The sequence below is a fragment of the Pseudomonas sp. GL-R-26 genome, from assembly GCF_019947365.1.
In the GTDB taxonomy this organism is placed as follows: Bacteria; Pseudomonadota; Gammaproteobacteria; order Pseudomonadales; family Pseudomonadaceae; genus Aquipseudomonas.
The window spans coordinates 60,924-78,315 of record NZ_JAGYGI010000001.1; the positions used below are offsets into that span (position 1 = coordinate 60,924).

The 17,392-nt window shown below is 59.9% G+C and carries 18 protein-coding genes; 11 read left to right on the forward strand and 7 right to left on the reverse strand.

Annotated features, from left to right (window positions below; all coding sequences use genetic code 11):
- Nucleotides 1–16 precede the first annotated feature (16 nt).
- Together KGA96_RS00270 and KGA96_RS00275 are read right to left on the reverse strand one after the other, a co-directional pair.
- A complete protein-coding gene (locus tag KGA96_RS00270) occupies nucleotides 17–322 on the reverse strand; it encodes an XRE family transcriptional regulator (RefSeq protein WP_008051594.1) in 306 nt (101 codons plus the stop codon).
- Nucleotides 315–680 (reverse strand): type II toxin-antitoxin system RelE/ParE family toxin, encoded by a 366-nt coding sequence (locus tag KGA96_RS00275; protein WP_046039458.1) that lies wholly within the window; start codon nucleotides 678–680, stop codon nucleotides 315–317. Before KGA96_RS00275 ends, KGA96_RS00270 begins: the two co-directional genes overlap by 8 nt.
- 557 nt (nucleotides 681–1,237) lie before the next feature.
- Here KGA96_RS00275 and KGA96_RS00280 point away from each other — a divergent pair.
- A complete protein-coding gene (locus KGA96_RS00280; RefSeq protein ID WP_223511207.1) occupies nucleotides 1,238–1,537 on the forward strand; it encodes a DUF3077 domain-containing protein in 300 nt (99 codons plus the stop codon).
- A 69-nt stretch (nucleotides 1,538–1,606) separates the two neighbouring features.
- On the opposite strand, the gene KGA96_RS00285 is transcribed toward KGA96_RS00280, so the two are convergent.
- Together KGA96_RS00285 and KGA96_RS00290 are read right to left on the reverse strand one after the other, a co-directional pair.
- Nucleotides 1,607–2,287 carry a peptidase M41 gene (locus KGA96_RS00285; RefSeq protein WP_223465320.1) on the reverse strand — a complete coding sequence of 227 codons (681 nt, stop codon included), beginning with the start codon at nucleotides 2,285–2,287 and terminating at the stop codon, nucleotides 1,607–1,609.
- Between the two features lie 113 nt (nucleotides 2,288–2,400).
- Nucleotides 2,401–4,755: a glucose/quinate/shikimate family membrane-bound PQQ-dependent dehydrogenase gene (locus tag KGA96_RS00290; protein ID WP_223511209.1), complete on the reverse strand. Its 2,355-nt coding sequence runs from the start codon at nucleotides 4,753–4,755 to the stop codon at nucleotides 2,401–2,403.
- A gap of 185 nt (nucleotides 4,756–4,940) precedes the next feature.
- Here KGA96_RS00290 and KGA96_RS00295 point away from each other — a divergent pair, with 185 nt between their 5' ends.
- From KGA96_RS00295 to KGA96_RS00340, 10 genes are all read left to right on the forward strand, one after another.
- Entirely contained in the window at nucleotides 4,941–5,402 is a 462-nt protein-coding gene (locus KGA96_RS00295) for an Lrp/AsnC family transcriptional regulator (RefSeq protein WP_046039454.1), read from the forward strand.
- Between the two features lie 222 nt (nucleotides 5,403–5,624).
- Nucleotides 5,625–7,307, forward strand: a complete 1,683-nt coding sequence (locus KGA96_RS00300) for a flavin monoamine oxidase family protein (RefSeq protein ID WP_046039452.1) — start codon at nucleotides 5,625–5,627, stop codon at nucleotides 7,305–7,307.
- 12 nt (nucleotides 7,308–7,319) lie between these two features.
- Nucleotides 7,320–8,114 (forward strand): carbon-nitrogen hydrolase family protein, encoded by a 795-nt coding sequence (locus tag KGA96_RS00305; RefSeq protein WP_223511211.1) that lies wholly within the window; start codon nucleotides 7,320–7,322, stop codon nucleotides 8,112–8,114.
- Between the two features lie 311 nt (nucleotides 8,115–8,425).
- Nucleotides 8,426–10,855 (forward strand): pyrroloquinoline quinone biosynthesis protein PqqF, encoded by a 2,430-nt coding sequence (gene pqqF, locus KGA96_RS00310; protein WP_223511213.1) that lies wholly within the window; start codon nucleotides 8,426–8,428, stop codon nucleotides 10,853–10,855.
- A gap of 158 nt (nucleotides 10,856–11,013) precedes the next feature.
- A complete protein-coding gene (gene pqqA / locus KGA96_RS00315) occupies nucleotides 11,014–11,088 on the forward strand; it encodes a pyrroloquinoline quinone precursor peptide PqqA (RefSeq protein ID WP_003444522.1) in 75 nt (24 codons plus the stop codon).
- Between the two features lie 78 nt (nucleotides 11,089–11,166).
- On the forward strand, nucleotides 11,167–12,078 hold the full coding sequence (gene pqqB, locus KGA96_RS00320) for a pyrroloquinoline quinone biosynthesis protein PqqB (RefSeq protein ID WP_223465315.1): 912 nt from the start codon (nucleotides 11,167–11,169) through the stop codon (nucleotides 12,076–12,078).
- 142 nt (nucleotides 12,079–12,220) lie between these two features.
- Nucleotides 12,221–12,973 carry a pyrroloquinoline-quinone synthase PqqC gene (pqqC, locus tag KGA96_RS00325; RefSeq protein ID WP_008051584.1) on the forward strand — a complete coding sequence of 251 codons (753 nt, stop codon included), beginning with the start codon at nucleotides 12,221–12,223 and terminating at the stop codon, nucleotides 12,971–12,973.
- Nucleotides 12,970–13,245: a pyrroloquinoline quinone biosynthesis peptide chaperone PqqD gene (pqqD, locus tag KGA96_RS00330; RefSeq protein ID WP_090451769.1), complete on the forward strand. Its 276-nt coding sequence runs from the start codon at nucleotides 12,970–12,972 to the stop codon at nucleotides 13,243–13,245. The genes pqqC and pqqD overlap by 4 nt, the downstream gene beginning before the upstream one ends.
- A gap of 7 nt (nucleotides 13,246–13,252) precedes the next feature.
- On the forward strand, nucleotides 13,253–14,389 hold the full coding sequence (pqqE, locus tag KGA96_RS00335) for a pyrroloquinoline quinone biosynthesis protein PqqE (RefSeq protein WP_411741531.1): 1,137 nt from the start codon (nucleotides 13,253–13,255) through the stop codon (nucleotides 14,387–14,389).
- Nucleotides 14,355–16,181 (forward strand): S9 family peptidase, encoded by a 1,827-nt coding sequence (locus tag KGA96_RS00340; protein WP_223465314.1) that lies wholly within the window; start codon nucleotides 14,355–14,357, stop codon nucleotides 16,179–16,181. The genes pqqE and KGA96_RS00340 overlap by 35 nt, the downstream gene beginning before the upstream one ends.
- 84 nt (nucleotides 16,182–16,265) lie before the next feature.
- On the opposite strand, the gene KGA96_RS00345 is transcribed toward KGA96_RS00340, so the two are convergent.
- From KGA96_RS00345 to KGA96_RS00355, 3 genes are all read right to left on the reverse strand, one after another.
- Nucleotides 16,266–16,424 carry a YqaE/Pmp3 family membrane protein gene (locus KGA96_RS00345; protein ID WP_003228885.1) on the reverse strand — a complete coding sequence of 53 codons (159 nt, stop codon included), beginning with the start codon at nucleotides 16,422–16,424 and terminating at the stop codon, nucleotides 16,266–16,268.
- Nucleotides 16,425–16,507: 83 nt separating this feature from the next.
- On the reverse strand, nucleotides 16,508–16,828 hold the full coding sequence (locus KGA96_RS00350; protein ID WP_046039442.1) for a helix-turn-helix domain-containing protein: 321 nt from the start codon (nucleotides 16,826–16,828) through the stop codon (nucleotides 16,508–16,510).
- The gene (locus KGA96_RS00355; RefSeq protein ID WP_046039441.1) at nucleotides 16,821–17,177 is read right to left on the reverse strand and encodes a type II toxin-antitoxin system RelE/ParE family toxin; all 357 of its coding nucleotides are present in this window, start codon (nucleotides 17,175–17,177) and stop codon (nucleotides 16,821–16,823) included. Before KGA96_RS00355 ends, KGA96_RS00350 begins: the two co-directional genes overlap by 8 nt.
- Nucleotides 17,178–17,392: the final 215 nt, after the last annotated feature.

A 17,392-nucleotide genomic window follows, 5' to 3' on the forward strand; every position in this document is an offset into this window, starting at 1 on the left:
GCCACTTTTTAATCGTTCAGTTGGCAAAGTTTTCGATCTTTACCTGGCCCTCGGGGAAGGTGGCGATGATTTCCAGTTCGCCTCCCATGGCGCGGATGTAGTTGCGCAAAGTACTGATGTACATGTCCGTTCGCCGCTCCATCTTGGAGATCGCCGCCTGGTTGACATGCAGTGTCCTGGCCAGTGTGTCCTGACTCAACGCTTGCGCCTGGCGCAACTCGTGCAGCGGCATTTGTGCTCGTAGCTTCTGATGCAAGGCCTCAACACGTGCTTGAGACTCTGGAGAGCGACGCGCCACCAAATCAGCAAATTTTTTAGCCATTGTCATAGCCCTCTTTCTTCAATGTATCCAAGTGCTCGTCGTAGAGACGTTCGGCCAGTGGCACGTGTTCCGTATACCAACGCGCCTGGCCGGTTTTATCACCGCCAATCAGCAGAATCGCGCTGCGCCGTGGATCAAACGCGTACAGCACACGGTACGGCCTGCCAGCGTGCTGCACCCTTAACTCACGAAGGTTGCCATGCCGTGAACCCTTGATATCGCTGGTATGTGGAAAACCCAAGTGTGGGCCATCCTCGCCCAGCAACATCACTGTGGCCTGAACCGAGTCCTGTTCGAACTCGTTCAGGTGATCCCACCAGGCCTCAAATTCATCCGTGTATTCGACGTCCCATTTCATACAAATATGCCACCAAAGGAATATAACCTCAAAGGAATAAATGTATGAGCTTCAGAGGTGCCCAACCACCCTGACTCCTCTGTCAATTGTTAACGATGGTTACTCGCAGAGGGTTTGCCGTTTCGCCAATTGCTTCAGCGTCCTCATGACAACGCGGGAACCAGGCGTTTGGCTCAACGACTCAGAGGATGCACCGGCCTGGAAAATCGCTCGTCGCGCCAGTCTTCGTTTACAGAGGGTGTCGCAATATCGGATGACGTCCGTAAACCTTGTAGGCAAACTCCGAATCTTGCTTTTGGGCACTTTGCTGCCTTGTTGCGCTTTTCTTCGACGGGATAGTCTCCGGACGTCGCTGACCATTCAGCGATCGGGCTTGGAAACCCGTCGAAATTGGACGCAACAGTCTGCCCATCACGATATTGAGTTATGGCGGCTGTGCGCGGGACGCCCTCGGGCGTGCCGGTTTCCTAGTTTCCCGGTTTTCCAACCTGCGCGCAGCTGCCACCCATTCGCTTGGAAACGAATGTGACAGCTCCTTAAAAATTAGGAGTTTGAACATGAGCACATCCACACCCTCAGAACTGAAAACCGTTGGTTTCACACCCTTCTTGTATCTCTCGAATCAACCGCTGTTCCATGTCTGCCGCGACGTCCCCATCGCCGACGCTCTGGCCCAAGCCTCCGACCTGTTGTTCCTCGCCAAGTCCCTCACCGTGGACGCCGCCTACGCCCAAGACTCCGACCGCCACGCCTGGGCCGCGCATTACCTGACGACGATGAGCAAAGCGGTGATTGATGATGTGGTGAAGGTGCTGACGCGGCGACCTGTTCAAACGAGAGCGGATGCAAATCAATAGAACACTTTTCACAGGACCGGAAAATTCCCAAAAAGGGACCGAGCGTTCCCTTTTTGGGACTGATAGAGCCTACTTCCAGTGCTGAACAACATCACTGCAACTGTCAGTCCAAACACGTAATGAAGGGATAGCCTGCACCGCCCGCAACTGTTCCAGCATCGGCCCGGGGAACACAACCTCATACGTATCCGCCGCCCGCCCCCATTGCTCCACAAGAGCCATGCCGTCCACCAGCGCCACAGCCAATTCGGCAATCGTCCCAGCTTGATCTTCGATGATTTCTTGAGTCCGACCCCACACCCGATCAGTCATCGCTTTAAGCTCCGCCGAAATGCGCTCAGACGACGCTGGATCAGTATCCGGGCAGGCGACGTTGCGCAACAGATGCTGAAGCTCCCTGATTTTTGCGTAATCCTGTTCCGCCCCTTGCTCGCCTTTGAGGATGGCGGTGGCCTTGGGCTTATCGACGCGTTTGGCGGCTGAAGGTTTTGAAGGCAGTGTCTGCGCCATTGCGCCAGCCAGGAGCACCATCATCCGGGCTTCCAGATGTTCCTTCATGGCTTCCATCGACGAAATTGGGCGCACCAGGGTAATGGAGGCTCCTCCCTGGTGCCGCAGATCCTTGGTCACTGTCAGGGTCACGCCGCCCGTTTCAAACCCCAGGGCGCGAGCCACCACGTAGTGCCCCATTTCGTGATGGGCGATCTGCAAGGCACGGTCCCGTACAGCAGCAGGTAGCTTCGTTGTCATGTCCTTCGCCTCGCACCCTCGACTGCCTCAATCCTAGCCGATTTCCACACTGGCTCTTTCGCCCATGAAAAAGCCGCGCAATGGCGCGGCTTTTCTGACTCAAGCTTCAGCCCTTACTTGGGCAAAGCGTAGGCAATCACATAATCCCCGCGATCCGTCGACTGACGCGCACCGCCCACGGTCAGCAGGATGTACTGCCTGCCGGTTTTCGGTGAAACGTAGGTCATCGGCCCGGACTGGCTGCCCACCGGCAAACGCGATTTCCAGATTTCGTTGCCGTTACCGGTATCGAAGGCGCGCAGGTAGAAGTCCTGGGTGCCGGCGAAGAACAGCAGGCCCGACTGAGTGGCGAGCGATGCGCCGAGGGTCGGCATGCCGATCGGGATCGGCAGGTGCATGCGGATGCCCAGCGGGCCGGTGTCCTGCACGGTGCCGACCGGAACTTGCCACATCAGTTTGTGGGTCTTGAGGTCGATGGCCGACATGGTGCCGAACGGTGGTTTCTGGCACGGAATGCCGGCCGCCGAGAGGAAGCGTTCGCGCATGGCGCCGAACGGCGTGCCTTCCTGCGGTACCACGCCCATTTCGATACCGCTGGCCCCGGCTTTGATCTTGTCGCGCGGGATCATGTAGTTGGCCAGGCCCAGGCGCATGTCGTTGACGAACATGTAGTTAGTGTTCGGATCAACAGAGACGCTGCCCCAGTTCATGCCGCCCAACGAGCCCGGGAATTGCAGGGCGCGATCCATTCCCGGCGGGGTGTAGACGCCTTCGTGGCGCATGCCTTTGAACTGGATGCGGCACATCAATTGATCAAACGGCGTGGCGCCCCACATGTCGGATTCGGTCAGGGTCTTGTTGCCGATTGACGGCATGTCCACCGAGAACGGTTGGGTTGGCGAGTAACGTTCGCCGGGAACCTTGCCTTGCGGCACCGGGCGCTCTTCGACGCGAGCAATCGGCACGCCGGTTTCGCGGTTAAGCAGAAAGATCTCGCCCTGCTTGGTGACTTGCGCCAGGGCTGGCTGGGTGCCGCCCTTGTCGTCCGGCACGTCGTACAGCAGCGGTTGCGCCGGCAGGTCGAAGTCCCACAGGTCATGGTGAGTGGTCTGGAAGTGCCAGCGCACCTGGCCGGTCTTCACATCGATGGCGACGATGGACGAGTTCCACTTGTCGTCGAACTCGGTACGTTGGCCGCCGAAGAAGTCCGGGGTGGCGTTGCCGGTTGGCAAGTAAACCAGACCGAGCTTGGCGTCGTAGGACATGGCCGACCAGACGTTCGGCGTACCACGGGTGTATGTCTCACCGGCCGGAGGGCGTTTGGTGGTGTTTGGGTTGCCCGGATCCCACGCCCATACCAGCTCACCGCTGCGCACGTCATAGGCACGGACCACGCCCGGCGGTTCGCCGGTGGAGTAGTTATCGGCCACGCGGCCGCCGACGATCACCACGTCACCAGCGACCAACGGGGTCGAGGTTTGCTGGTAGTAACCGGGCTTCACTTCGCCCATGTCTGTGGTCAGGTCAACGGTGCCCTTGTTGCCGAATTCTTCGCAAGGCTTGCCGGTGTCGGCGTTGATGGCGATCAGACGGGCATCGCCGGTCGGCAGGAACAGACGTTTCGTACAGGCGGTTGGCTGATTGTCCGAAGACGCCGGGGTTTCGGAATAGCCCAGGCCACGGCAGCGCTGCCAGTTGGGCGCGGTGCCTTGCGGGTCGAACTTCCAGCGCTGAGCGCCGGTGTCGGCATCCAGGGCGAAGACTTTGCCGTAAGCGGTGCAGGTGTAGACCGTGTCGCCGATTTGCAGCGGAGTGTTCTGGTCTTCGGCGCCGGCGCCGGTGCTTTGCGGGATGTCACCGGTGCGGAAGGTCCAGGCGACCTGCAATTTGTCGATGTTGCCCTTGGTGATCTGGTCCAGCGCGGCAAAGCGGTTGCCGGCGGTGGTGTTGCCCCAGTGGGCCCAGTCTTTCTGTTCGGTGCCTGGAGTGACCGGCGTTACCGCAGGTTCGGTGGTGGCCTTGACCACGTGGGTCGGCACGAACATGTAGGACATCGTCGCAACGACGCTCACGCCCAGAATGCCAGCCAGACCGTAGGCGCCACGCCCGCCGGTCGCGCCCGAAGCGCGGACCAGGGTCGGATAGATCAACGCCACCACCAGACCGATCACGGCGAAGGTCAGTACCCGCGAGACCAGCGGCCAGTATTCGAGGCCCGCATCCCAAACGGCCCAGATCGCAGTGAGGACCAACGCCACACCATACAGCCAGGCGCCGAGCGGCTTGCGCCGGGCAATCATCAACCCGGACGCCAGCATCGCCAGCCCCATCAGCAGGAAATACCAGCTGCCACCCAGCGCGATCAGATAGCCACCGCCACCGGCCAGGCCGAGCCCGATCAGTGCAATCAGCACACCCAGCCCCGCCAGCAACCATTTGCTGCCGGCGGCAGCCCCAGAATTGTTCATGTCGGAAATTTTCCCCATTTGTGACAAGGCCGGAATAATGTACTACCTAGTTACTTATGGCAATTTGTCGCAGGCAAAAATGTCATGAACGGTATTGAGGCTAGATCAAATCTCCGTCGCGAGCGTCCTGCAGGAACTGCCTGTAACATGCTTGCGCACTGATCCATGCCGCTGGAGATAACCCTTTGCCTGACACTCGCACGCCTGTTCTCGATGAAATCGACCGCCAATTGATTGCCGCCCTGCAGATCAACGCCCGCGAGAGCGTGGCCATGCTTGCCCGGCAACTGGGCATCGCCCGTACCACCGTCACTTCGCGCCTGGCGCGGCTGGAAAAGGCCAAGGTGATCACCGGCTACGGCGTGCGCCTCGGCCAGCGCGTGGTGGATGGCGGGTTGCAGGCGTATGTGGGGATCACCGTGCAACCGCGCTCCGGTAAGGAGGTGTTGCGACGCCTGAGTGCGATGGCGCAGGTGCAGCAGTTGTGTGCGGTGAGTGGCGAATTTGATTATGTGGCGTGGTTGCGCACCGATTCGCCGGAGCAGCTGGATCAGTTGCTGGATCAGATTGGCAGTGTGGATGGGGTGGAGAAGACCACGACGTCGATCATCTTGAGTAGCAAGATTGATCGGGGGCAGCCGGTTTGAGTTTTCAGGCCCGGGTTCATCGGTGACTGAACTGGCGCTATCGCGAGCAAGCTTGCTCCCACAGTGGTCAGTGTGCACATCAAGATCGTCATACTGACCAATAAAATATCAAAATGACGACACTTTGCGTCTTATTAACGTGTTCTGTGCTCTCTAGAATGGCTGGCATCTTTTCCTATACTCAGATGCGCATTCCGCGTCGGGTCGCCAGCAAGGTCAACCATGAACAAGAACAATCGCCATCCTGCAGACGGTAAAAAGCCAGTCACCATTTTCGGCCCGGACTTTCCTTTCGCCTTCGACGACTGGATCGAACACCCGGCCGGCCTGGGCAGCATTCCCGAGCACAATCACGGTGCCGAAGTGGCGATTGTCGGCGGCGGGATCGCCGGCCTGGTGGCGGCGTATGAGCTGATGAAGCTGGGCCTGAAACCGGTCGTCTACGAAGCCTCGAAAATGGGCGGCCGCCTGCGCTCCCAGGCGTTCAACGGCGCTGAAGGCATCATTGCCGAGCTAGGTGGCATGCGTTTTCCAGTGTCGTCCACCGCGTTCTATCACTACGTCGACAAACTCGGTCTGGAAACCAAACCTTTCCCTAACCCGCTGACACCCGCGTCGGGCAGCACGGTGATCGACCTCGAAGGCCAGACCCATTACGCACAGAAGCTGTCGGACCTTCCTGCGCTGTTCCAGGAAGTGGCTGACGCCTGGGCCGATGCCCTGGAAGCCGGTTCGCAGTTCGCCGATATCCAGCAAGCCATCCGCGACCGCGATGTGCCACGTCTGAAAGAGTTGTGGAACACCCTGGTGCCGCTGTGGGATGACCGCACCTTCTACGATTTCGTCGCCACCTCCAAGGCCTTCGCCAAGCTCTCGTTCCATCACCGCGAAGTGTTCGGCCAGGTCGGTTTCGGTACCGGCGGCTGGGACTCGGACTTCCCCAACTCGATGCTGGAAATCTTCCGTGTGGTGATGACCAATTGCGACGATCACCAGCACCTGGTGGTCGGTGGCGTGGAACAGGTGCCACAAGGCATCTGGCGCCATGTGCCGGAGCGTTGCGCGCACTGGCCAGCGGGTACCAGCCTCAGCTCGCTGCACAACGGCGCACCGCGCACGGGTGTGAAGAAAATTGCCCACGCGCCGGGCGGCCGTTTCGCCGTCACCGACAACTGGGGCGACACCCGCGAATACGCCGCCGTGCTGACCACCTGCCAGAGCTGGCTGCTGACCACCCAGATCGAATGCGACGAAACCCTGTTCTCGCAAAAGATGTGGATGGCTTTGGACCGCACCCGCTACATGCAGTCGTCGAAGACTTTCGTGATGGTCGACCGCCCTTTCTGGAAGGACAAGGATCCGGAAACCGGCCGCGACCTGATGAGCATGACCCTCACCGATCGCCTGACCCGTGGCACCTACCTGTTCGACAACGGCGACGACAAGCCCGGCGTGATTTGCCTGTCGTACTCGTGGATGAGCGACGCGCTGAAAATGCTGCCGCAGCCGGTGGAAAAACGCGTGAAGCTGGCATTGGATGCGTTGAAGAAGATCTATCCGAAAGTCGACATCGCCGCGCGGATCATCGGCGACCCGATCACCGTTTCGTGGGAAGCCGACCCGCATTTCCTCGGCGCGTTCAAAGGCGCCCTGCCCGGCCACTACCGCTACAACCAGCGTATGTACGCGCACTTCATGCAGGACGACATGCCTGCCGAGCAGCGCGGGATCTTCATCGCCGGTGACGACGTTTCGTGGACCCCGGCCTGGGTTGAGGGCGCGGTACAGACCTCGCTCAACGCGGTATGGGGCATCATGAAACACTTCGGCGGTGCAACTCACGCCGAGAATCCGGGTCCAGGAGATGTATTCAACGAGATCGGACCGATCGCCCTGCCCGAGTAAGAGGAATCCGAAATGCGCGTAGCCCTTTACCAATGCCCACCGCTGCCTCTGGATGTCGCCGGCAACCTGCAACGCTTGCAGCAGCTTGCGCTGGAGGCAAAAGGTGCCGATCTGCTGGTGCTGCCGGAGATGTTCCTGACCGGCTACAACATCGGCGTCGATGCCGTCAGCGTACTGGCGGAGGTGCATAACGGTGAGTCGGCACAGCAGATTGCGCGCATTGCCAAGGCTGCCGGGATCGCCATTTTGTATGGCTATCCCGAGCGCACCGCCGACGGCCAGATCTACAACGCCGTGCAATTGATCGACGCTAACGGCGAGCGCATCTGCAACTACCGCAAGACCCATCTGTTCGGCGATCTGGATCACTCGATGTTCAGCGCAGGTTCCGACGACTTTCCCATCGTTGAGCTCAACGGCTGGAAGCTCGGTTTCCTGATCTGCTACGACCTGGAGTTTCCGGAAAACGCCCGGCGCCTGGTCCTGGCCGGTGCCGAGCTGATCCTGGTGCCGACCGCGAACATGATTCCGTTCGATTTCGTCGCCGATGTCACCGTGCGCTCCCGCGCCTTCGAAAACCAATGCTATGTGGCTTACGCCAACTACTGCGGCCATGAAGGCGAGATCCACTACTGCGGCCAGAGCAGCATCGCTGCGCCGGATGGCAGCCGTATCGCTCAGGCGGGACTGGATGAATCGCTGATTGTCGGTGAGCTGGATCGTCAGTTGATGGTCGATTCCCGTGCCGCCAATCGCTACCTGATCGATCGTCGTCCCGAGCTTTACGGCGACCTGAACAAGCGCTAGTCCTAGGGGGCGTTCTCAATTAGTTTCCCCGTCGCGTTGTCGCCTTAAAGTGGGCCAGGCAAGGCGCAGGCCGCTGGGAATGGTGTTCCCTTTCCAAGGCCTGCAACGCAGCCTGGCCCGCTTTAAGGCACAACCCGAAGGGCCGGGCCTGCTGTTGTGCAGGGCCGCGTTGCTCGAAGCTTATTTGGAACAACCAAACCACGCTTCTCGCGCCTTGCCCTGCACAACAGCAGACCCGGCGCGGCGCGGAAACTAATTGAGAACGCCCCCTAATCCGCTAGCATTGGCACTTCACTGTTCTGGAAGTGCCCATGCCCGCGCTGAATCACCCTCGCCCCCCTACTGAAACCCTGGCCAATGGTCTGCGGGTGACGCTGCGTCATGCCCCGAATTTGAAGCGTTGCGCAGCAGCGTTGCGGGTCGCCGCGGGCAGCCATGATGTGCCGCTGGCATGGCCTGGCCTGGCGCATTTTCTTGAGCATTTGTTGTTTCTGGGGACTGAGCGTTTTCCTGCGGACCAAGGGCTGATGGCCTACGTCCAGGGCCATGGCGGGCAAGTGAATGCGCGGACCAGCGAGCGCACCACAGATTACTTTTTCGAATTGCCGATCCAGGCATTTGCCGGTGGACTGGAGCGTCTGTCGGACATGCTCGCTCATCCACGTATGAATCCGGACGACCAGCAGCGGGAACGGGAAGTTTTGCAGGCGGAATTTGTCGCCTGGTCGCAGGATGCCGAGGCGCAGCAGCAGTTTGCGCTGTTCAATGGCCTCGCCGAGGCTCATCCGCTACGGGGTTTTCATGCCGGCAATCGTGACAGCCTGCCAGTGGATCAAGCCGATTGTCAGCAGGCTTTGCAGGATTTTTATCAGCGCTATTACCAGACCGGGCAAATGACCCTGAGCCTGGCCGGGCCGCAGAACCTCGATGAATTGAAAGCGATGGCCGAAGCCTTTGGCAGCGTCATTGCCAAAGGCGAAACAGTCTCGCAACAAGCGCCTACACAGCTGATGGACTCGCCGAACAAAAGTTATCAACAGGCTGGCGAAGGCCGTCTGGACCTGCTGTTTGCCCTCGAAACACTGCCTGACAACTCTGCCGAAGCGCTGGCATTCCTGTGCCACTGGCTGAATCTGGAAAAACCCGGAGGCTTGTTGGCGGACCTGCGCGAGCGCGGGCTGGCCGATCACCTGAAAGCCCAGCCGCTGTACCAGTTCGCCAGGCAAGCCTTGCTGCATATCGAATTCACCCTGCCCGCCGCCGACTCGGCACCAGGCATCCGCGAACGCCTGATGGACTGGCTCGGTTTCTTTGCCAAGCAAGACTGGAACCGATTGCGCGAAGAGTACGCCACCCTGCTCCAGCGCCAGCAGCAAATCAGCAGTGCCTTGCAACTGGCTCGACTGGACAGCGAACAACGTGAATTCGGGTTAACCGAGCAGGGCGTTACAGCCCTCAAGCAAATCCTCCAACAAATCGGCGCTGTGGATAACTTCGGCGGCCCATGGCAATTGCCGGCACCCAACCCGTTCCTGCACTCCGAAGCAGCGGCAGCCAACGCCGGATTGATTCGCGGCCAGACCAGCGCCCACCGCGGCCTGCGCACGTTTGCCCAGGACCGCTCGCGCAGCCGTCGTGAACGTTCGCCGATGCAATTCAGCCAGGCATGGCCGGATAACGGTGTTGAAGGTGCGATTTATCTGCGCTGGCGTCTGGACTCGGCTCCCGGCAGCCACCTTCAATCACGGCTGGAAAACCACCTGCAACCGTTACGCGAAGACGCGCACCAAGCCGGTGTGGATTTGTCCTTCAGTGCGTCGGGCAACGAATGGCTGCTCAAACTGAACGGGCTACAGGAGCCGATGCCCAGCGTCATGGAGTATGTGCTGAAAGAACTGACAAAACCCGATGCCGCTGTCCCACAAGCCGAATCGACCAGCGTGGCGTTCATACCGATTCGACAACTGCTCAAGGCCTTGCCCGATCACTGCCTCGGGCACACCGCGAACTCGGACGACATGCAGTCACTCTGGTCGAGTGCGCGATGGGATGGGCTGGCCATCGGGTTATCGGCTCAGACTCAAGCGGCCATGGGCCTGGCCTTGAGCCGCATACCCGGCACACCGGACAATCAACTGACGCCGCCCTCATCGATCCTTGCACAGCATCTGTGGAGCACTGTCGATACCGCTTCCGGTGAGCACGCGTTGCTGCTGTTCTGTCCGACAGCCACCCAGGAAATGGCCGACGAAGCCGCGTGGCGTTTGCTCGCGCATGCCTGCCAGACACCGTTCTACCAACGCCTGCGGGTGGAGCTGCAACTCGGCTATGCGGTGTTCAGCGCCCTGCGGCAGATTCACGGGCAAACCGGGTTGCTGTTTGGCGTGCAATCGCCAAGCGTTGCACCTGCGGAGCTGCTGCAACACATCAAGCAATTCCTGAATCGATTGCCGGAACTGATCAACGCACTCGACGACACCACCTTCAGCGCTCAACGCCAGGCCTTGGCGGACCAGTTTTCCAGCGCGGCGCTCACCACGGTTCAAGCGGCCGAATTACTCTGGCAGGGCAAGCTGGCTGGCCGTTCGTCGGAATATCTGACGCAATTACCCGAGGCCATTGTGCGCATTGACCGGACCGCTCTGCTGGCTGCGGCCCAACGCCTGAATCAGGCCGAAGGCGGCTGGCTGTGCCTTGCCAACAGCGCTGCCCCTGGCGCGTCATGGCAAGCGGCAAAATGATCATTACCGGGGCTGCAAGGAGCTTTCTCAAATTTTCACGGGCAATTTCTTTGAAATTTTGAGTAACATAGCAACCTAACTATCTGGAACATCTCTGACTTGAGGTGGACTATACCTATAGATAGCGCTGTCCCACCTTACCTGAAGGAGTTCAATTTATGGCCTGGACCAAACCTGCCTACACCGACCTGCGTATCGGCTTTGAAGTCACCATGTACTTCGCCAGCCGCTAATCTGCCTTGGCAGACTGCAGCTAACGCCTCGGTTATCCCGAGGCGTTTTATTTTCAGCGTTGAAATGATGGAGCGTCCATGTTTGTCCAGATTCTAGGTTCCGCTGCCGGCGGCGGCTTCCCCCAGTGGAACTGCAACTGCGTGAACTGCGCGGGCTTTCGCAACGGCAGCCTGCGGGCCAAGGCGCGGACGCAATCGTCCATCGCGATTTCCGACGACGGCGTGAACTGGGTGCTGTGCAACACCTCTCCGGACATCCGCGCCCAACTCCAGGGCTTCGCCCCGATGCAGCCGGGCCGCGCCCTGCGCGATACCGGGATCGGCGCGATCATCCTGATGGACAGCCAGATCGACCACACCACCGGCCTGCTCATGCTGCGTGAGGGCTGCCCGCATCAGGTCTGGTGCACCGACATGGTCCATGAAGACCTGAGCACCGGTTTTCCGCTGTTCACCATGCTCAACCACTGGAATGGCGGGCTGACCTGGAATCGCATCGAACTCGATCAAAGTTTCAGCGTCCCAGCTTGCCCGAACCTGCGCTTCACTCCGCTGCCTTTGCGCAGTGCTGCACCGCCCTACTCACCGCATCGCTTCGACCCGCATCCAGGCGACAACATCGGTCTGATCGTCGAAGACCTCAACACCGGCGGCAAACTGTTCTACGCACCGGGCCTGGGCAAGGTGGATGCAGCGCTTCTGGAAATCATGGCCGGCAGCGATTGCCTGCTGGTGGATGGAACCTTGTGGGATGACGATGAAATGCAGCGTCGCGGCGTCGGTACCCGCACCGGTCGGGAGATGGGGCACCTGGCGCAGAACGGCCCCGGAGGCATGCTCGAAGTGCTTGAGCAATTGCCCAACCAGCGCAAAGTACTTATCCACATCAACAATACCAACCCGATTCTTGATGAGGATTCGCCGGAGCGCGCAGAGCTGGATCGGCGCCAGGTTGAGGTGGCGTATGACGGCATGAGTATTGTGTTGTAGCGGATGGCCCTATCGCGAGCAAGCTCGCTCCCACAGTTGACCGCGTAACCCTGTGGGAGCGGGCTTGTCGGATCGCCGCACCGCCGCGAAAGCGTCCGACCAGACACCCAAGATTTCAACGGTTGTACACCGGAGAACCGCAATGACCGACACCCCAATGTCCCCCGCAGAATTCGAAGCGGCCCTGCGCGCCAAGGGCGCCTATTACCACATCCATCACCCCTATCACGTGGCGATGTACGAAGGTCGGGCGAGCCGCGAACAGATCCAGGGCTGGGTCGCCAACCGTTTCTACTATCAGGTGAACATCCCCCTGAAGGACGCGGCGATCCTCGCTAACTGCCCTGACCGCGAGATCCGCCGTGAATGGATTCAGCGCCTGCTCGACCACGACGGTGCGCCCGGTGAAGACGGCGGCATCGAAGCCTGGCTGCGCCTGGGCCAGGCCGTGGGCCTCGACCCGGACCAGCTGCGCTCCCAGGAGCTGGTGCTGCCAGGCGTACGCTTCGCCGTGGATGCCTATGTCAATTTCGCCCGCCGCGCCAGTTGGCAGGAAGCGGCGAGCAGCTCGCTGACCGAACTGTTCGCCCCGCAGATCCACCAATCGCGCCTGGACAGTTGGCCCCAGCATTACCCATGGATCGACCCGGCCGGCTACGAGTATTTCCGCACGCGCCTGGGCCAGGCACGGCGTGATGTCGAGCATGGTCTGGCGATCACGTTGCAGCACTACACCACTCGTGAAGGCCAGGAGCGCATGCTGGAAATTCTTCAGTTCAAACTGGACATTCTTTGGAGCATGCTCGATGCCATGAGCATGGCCTACGAACTGAAACGCCCGCCGTATCACAGCGTGACCGGGGAACGGGTCTGGCACAAAGGAATCACCTTATGAGTTTCGATCGCAGCAAGACCCCGACCTGGCGCCCAGGCTACCGTTTCCAGTACGAACCGGCGCAAAAAGGCCATGTGCTGCTGTACCCGGAAGGCATGATCAAGCTCAACGAGAGTGCCGCGCTGATCGGCGGTTTGATTGACGGTGAACGGGATGTCGCGGCCATCATCAATGAGCTCGACCGACAGTTCCCCGGCGTGCCCGAGCTCGGTGACGACATCGAGCAATTCATGGAGGTTGCCCGTGCGCAGCACTGGATCGAACTTGCCTGATTCATCGGTGCAAGTACCACCCAAACCCGAGATCGGCCTGCCGCTGTGGCTGCTCGCCGAGCTGACCTATCGCTGCCCGCTGCAATGCCCATACTGCTCCAATCCGCTGGATTTCGCCGAGCAAGGCAAAGAGCTGAGTACCGAACAGTGGCTCAAAGTGTTTCGCGAAGCGCGGGAAATGGGCGCCGCGCAACTGGGCTTTTCCGGTGGCGAACCGCTGGTGCGCCAGGACCTCGCCGAGCTGATTGCCGAAGCCCGCAAACTGGGTTTCTACACCAACCTGATCACCTCCGGCATCGGCCTGACCGAGCAGAAAATCAGCGATTTCAAGAAGGCCGGACTCGATCACATCCAGATCAGTTTCCAGGCCAGCGACGAGCAGGTGAACAATCTGCTGGCCGGCTCGAAAAAGGCCTTTGCGCAGAAACTGGAAATGGCCCGAGCGGTGAAGGCCCATGGTTATCCGATGGTGCTGAACTTCGTCACCCATCGGCACAATATCGACCAGATCGACCGCATCATCGAGCTGTGCATCGCCCTGGAAGCGGACTTCGTCGAGCTCGCCACGTGCCAGTTCTACGGCTGGGCGCAACTCAATCGCGTCGGGTTATTGCCGACCAAAGAGCAACTGGTGCGCGCCGAACGCATCACCAATGAATACCGCGCCAAACTGGAAGCTGAAGGGCATCCGTGCAAGCTGATTTTCGTCACCCCGGACTATTACGAAGAACGCCCGAAAGCCTGCATGAATGGTTGGGGCAGTATTTTTCTGACGGTCACGCCAGACGGAACCGCCCTGCCCTGTCACGGTGCCCGACAGATGCCGGTGCAGTTTCCCAACGTGCGCGACCACAGCATGCAGCACATCTGGTACGACTCGTTCGGCTTCAACCGCTTTCGTGGCTATGACTGGATGCCCGAGCCGTGCCGCTCCTGTGACGAGAAAGAAAAAGACTTCGGCGGCTGCCGCTGCCAGGCGTTCATGCTCACCGGCGATGCCAGCAATGCCGACCCGGTGTGCAGCAAGTCGCCACAACACGGCGTGATCCTCAAGGCCCGCGAAGAAGCCGAACACGCCACCCAGACCATCGACCAACTGGCCTTTCGCAATGAACGAAACTCACGCCTCATCGCCAAAAGCTGAGCCTTTCAGCGCTGCCAAAGCCGTGGCCGCCGGTATCGATTTTGCCGAACTGCAGGTCGGTCGGCAGGGCCTGTTCTGGAACGAGTACCGTCCCGAAGACGCAGCGTGCCGGATCTGGCATTGGCGCGATGGTGCAGCGAAATGCCTGACGCCACCGGGGTTCAGTGTGCGCAGTCGGGTGTACGAATATGGTGGCGGCGCGTTTTGTCTTACCGACGACGGTATCGTTTTCGTCAACGAGGCCGACCAACAGTTGTATCGGCAATCACTGCAAGACGAAGCGCCCGAAAGGCTGACCTCTGGAGCCTGCCGTTATGGCGATCTGCAGTTCGCCAACGGGCAAGTGCTGGCGGTCGAGGAGCATCGCGACCAACACCGACTGGTGGCGATCGATCTGTCGGATGGCACACGTCACCTGCTGACCGAGGGTGCTGATTTCTACGCGGCACCGACGCTGAGCCCTGATGCCCGGCGCCTAGCCTGGATCGAGTGGAGTCACCCGGATCAGCCATGGACAGCGACCCGCTTGATGGTTGCCGAACGCCTCGCCAACGGCGGTTTTGCCGAGGCTCGTTGTGTGGCGGGCGACGGCGTTCAAGAGTCTGTGCAACAACCGCGGTTTGATGCCGACGGTCGCTTGTATTGCCTGACGGATCGAGCGGGTTACTGGCAGCCATGGAAAGAATCTGAAAAAGGCTTGAACCCAATGCCAAGTGCCAGCGCCGACCATGGTCCCGCGCCCTGGCAACTCGGCGGCAGCACCTGGTTACCGCTCAGCGACGACAGTTATCTGGCCAGTTGGACCGAGGGCGGGTTTGGCCGATTGGGCATAGGCGGCGATTCCAGCGCTGACTTCACCGGCGACTACAGCCGCTTCCGCCATCTCGCCGTGGATGAGCAGTTCATCTATTGCATCGCCGCGTCGCCCGTCAGTTCAACCGCCGTCATCGCCATCGACCGCCAGAGCCGGCAAGTGCAGGTGCTGGCCGGCGGCATCGCACCGCTTGCCCCCGAACAGATCAGCCGCCCGCAAACCTTGCGCTACCCAAGCGGCTCAGGCGAAGCACACGGCTTCTTCTACCCGGCGATGACCGGCGAGGCGAAACCGCCATTGGTGGTGTTCGTCCATGGCGGACCGACCTCGGCGTGCTACCCGATGCTCGATCCGCGTATCCAGTACTGGGCCCAGCGGGGCTTCGCCGTGGCCGACCTCAATTATCGTGGCAGCAGCGGTTATGGCCGGGCCTATCGCCAGGCACTGCACCTGAGTTGGGGCGATGTGGATGTGCAAGACGCCTGCGCCGTGGTCAGCTACCTCAAAGAACACGGCTTGATCGATGGCGAGAAGGCGTTCATTCGCGGCGGCAGTGCCGGCGGTTACACCACCCTTTGCGCCTTGGCCTTTCACAACGTGTTCCGCGCCGGCGCCAGCCTGTATGGGGTCAGCGATCCGGTGGCGCTGGGGCGCGCGACCCACAAATTCGAAAGCGACTATCTGGACTGGCTGATCGGCGATCCGCAACTGGATGGCGAACGCTACGCCGCCCGCACGCCGCTGCTGCATGCCGGCAACATCCGCGTGCCGATGATCTTCTTTCAAGGAGAACTGGATGCCGTGGTCGTCCCGCAGCAGACCCGCGACATGGTCACGGCGCTGCAAGACAACGGCATCCTGGTCGAAGCGCATTACTACGCGGACGAACGCCATGGCTTTCGCAAGGCCGGTAACCAGGCCCATGCGCTGGAGCAGGAGTGGTTGTTTTATCGGCGGGTGATGGATTCAGTGGACTGAAGCCCGCGCTCATTGCCGAAACGGTGGCGTCTCAATCGCGAGCAGGCTCGCGAAGGCGGTCTACCTGCCGACGCTCAGCTCAGCTCAGCGCTTGGCGATGATGTACACCGCATGCACGATCCCAGGAATGTAACCGCACAACGTCAGCAGAATATTCAGCCAGAACGCCCCGCCGAATCCTACTTGCAGAAACACACCCAGTGGCGGCAACAGGATGGCGATGATGATGCGAATAAAGTCCATGGGACAGCTCCTGATTGGGGTGGACTCGTTCGAGCCCTACAGCTAATCGACCTGTGCCGTTTGTCAGGGTTCAGCCCGATTCCTCAGGCCAGTATCTCCAGACCGTGTTTGCGCACGATACTCAGCAACTTCAGCGCCATGCCACTGGGGTGTTTATCCCCTGCTTCCCATTGCTTGACCGTGGAAGCACTGGTGTTCAGGTAGCGCGCAAACACCGGTTGACTGACATTGTTGCGCTCGCGCAATGCCTTGATCTCCTGCGCGGGAATCGCATCCGGCACCCTTGCAAGACAAGACTCATCAAATTCACGCATGGTCGCCTTGCTGATTGCACCTATGGCGTACAAGGCACTAGCCGATTCGTGGATCGATTCCGATAGCTCACTTTTGAATTTTTTACTCATTTGGTATCTCCACAAACTCCTTTGCATCCAGCAAACGCTGAATTTCCATTTCGGTCAGTCCACCATATGTCTTGGCCAACGCTCGCAAGTCGAGCAAATGCCTGGGACTGATATTGCTCTGATCTTTCTTTGCGTACAGGAACTGATAGACCCAATGAGCACCGCCCTTGGCCAGGATAATCGAGCGATGGCGGTTGGCATTCAAACGCTTCTTCCAGACCCCGCCGCCCAAATTGTCAGCCTGACCATTGAGCATTTCGGTGAATGCCTCCTGGAGTTCGTCATCACCGATCCAGGCCTTGGCAGCCTGCATTGCGAAGCGCTTTGTCTTGAACAGCCTTGGTGACATCGGCATCCCTTCCATAAAACATACCACTTGGTGGTATAGAATTCAAAACCAACGCGACAGCAACGCCGTTTCGCTGGCACCGGCAGTCCCTGCCGATTCACGCTAGAAAGCCATTGATGCGCCAACCGCTCAAGCCGAGATTGCCTTTGGAAAAACCCGGCCACAAAAAAAACGCCCCACGCCAAAAGTGTCGGGCGTGGGGCGTGCGTATTACC

What these genes read in the sequence shown, in the direction of transcription:
- pqqB (WP_223465315.1), top strand. Translation starts at nt 11,167, where the DNA reads ATGTTTGTCCAGATTCTAGGTTCCGCTGCCGGCGGCGGCTTCCCCCAG.
- KGA96_RS00345 (WP_003228885.1), bottom strand. Translation starts at nt 16,424, where the DNA reads ATGGACTTTATTCGCATCATCATCGCCATCCTGTTGCCGCCACTGGGT.
- KGA96_RS00275 (WP_046039458.1), bottom strand. Translation starts at nt 680, where the DNA reads ATGAAATGGGACGTCGAATACACGGATGAATTTGAGGCCTGGTGGGAT.
- KGA96_RS00305 (WP_223511211.1), top strand. Translation starts at nt 7,320, where the DNA reads ATGCGCGTAGCCCTTTACCAATGCCCACCGCTGCCTCTGGATGTCGCC.
- KGA96_RS00280 (WP_223511207.1), top strand. Translation starts at nt 1,238, where the DNA reads ATGAGCACATCCACACCCTCAGAACTGAAAACCGTTGGTTTCACACCC.
- KGA96_RS00350 (WP_046039442.1), bottom strand. Translation starts at nt 16,828, where the DNA reads ATGAGTAAAAAATTCAAAAGTGAGCTATCGGAATCGATCCACGAATCG.
- KGA96_RS00340 (WP_223465314.1), top strand. Translation starts at nt 14,355, where the DNA reads ATGAACGAAACTCACGCCTCATCGCCAAAAGCTGAGCCTTTCAGCGCT.
- pqqD (WP_090451769.1), top strand. Translation starts at nt 12,970, where the DNA reads ATGAGTTTCGATCGCAGCAAGACCCCGACCTGGCGCCCAGGCTACCGT.
- pqqC (WP_008051584.1), top strand. Translation starts at nt 12,221, where the DNA reads ATGACCGACACCCCAATGTCCCCCGCAGAATTCGAAGCGGCCCTGCGC.
- KGA96_RS00270 (WP_008051594.1), bottom strand. Translation starts at nt 322, where the DNA reads ATGGCTAAAAAATTTGCTGATTTGGTGGCGCGTCGCTCTCCAGAGTCT.
- KGA96_RS00300 (WP_046039452.1), top strand. Translation starts at nt 5,625, where the DNA reads ATGAACAAGAACAATCGCCATCCTGCAGACGGTAAAAAGCCAGTCACC.
- KGA96_RS00290 (WP_223511209.1), bottom strand. Translation starts at nt 4,755, where the DNA reads ATGAACAATTCTGGGGCTGCCGCCGGCAGCAAATGGTTGCTGGCGGGG.
- pqqF (WP_223511213.1), top strand. Translation starts at nt 8,426, where the DNA reads ATGCCCGCGCTGAATCACCCTCGCCCCCCTACTGAAACCCTGGCCAAT.
- KGA96_RS00285 (WP_223465320.1), bottom strand. Translation starts at nt 2,287, where the DNA reads ATGACAACGAAGCTACCTGCTGCTGTACGGGACCGTGCCTTGCAGATC.
- KGA96_RS00355 (WP_046039441.1), bottom strand. Translation starts at nt 17,177, where the DNA reads ATGTCACCAAGGCTGTTCAAGACAAAGCGCTTCGCAATGCAGGCTGCC.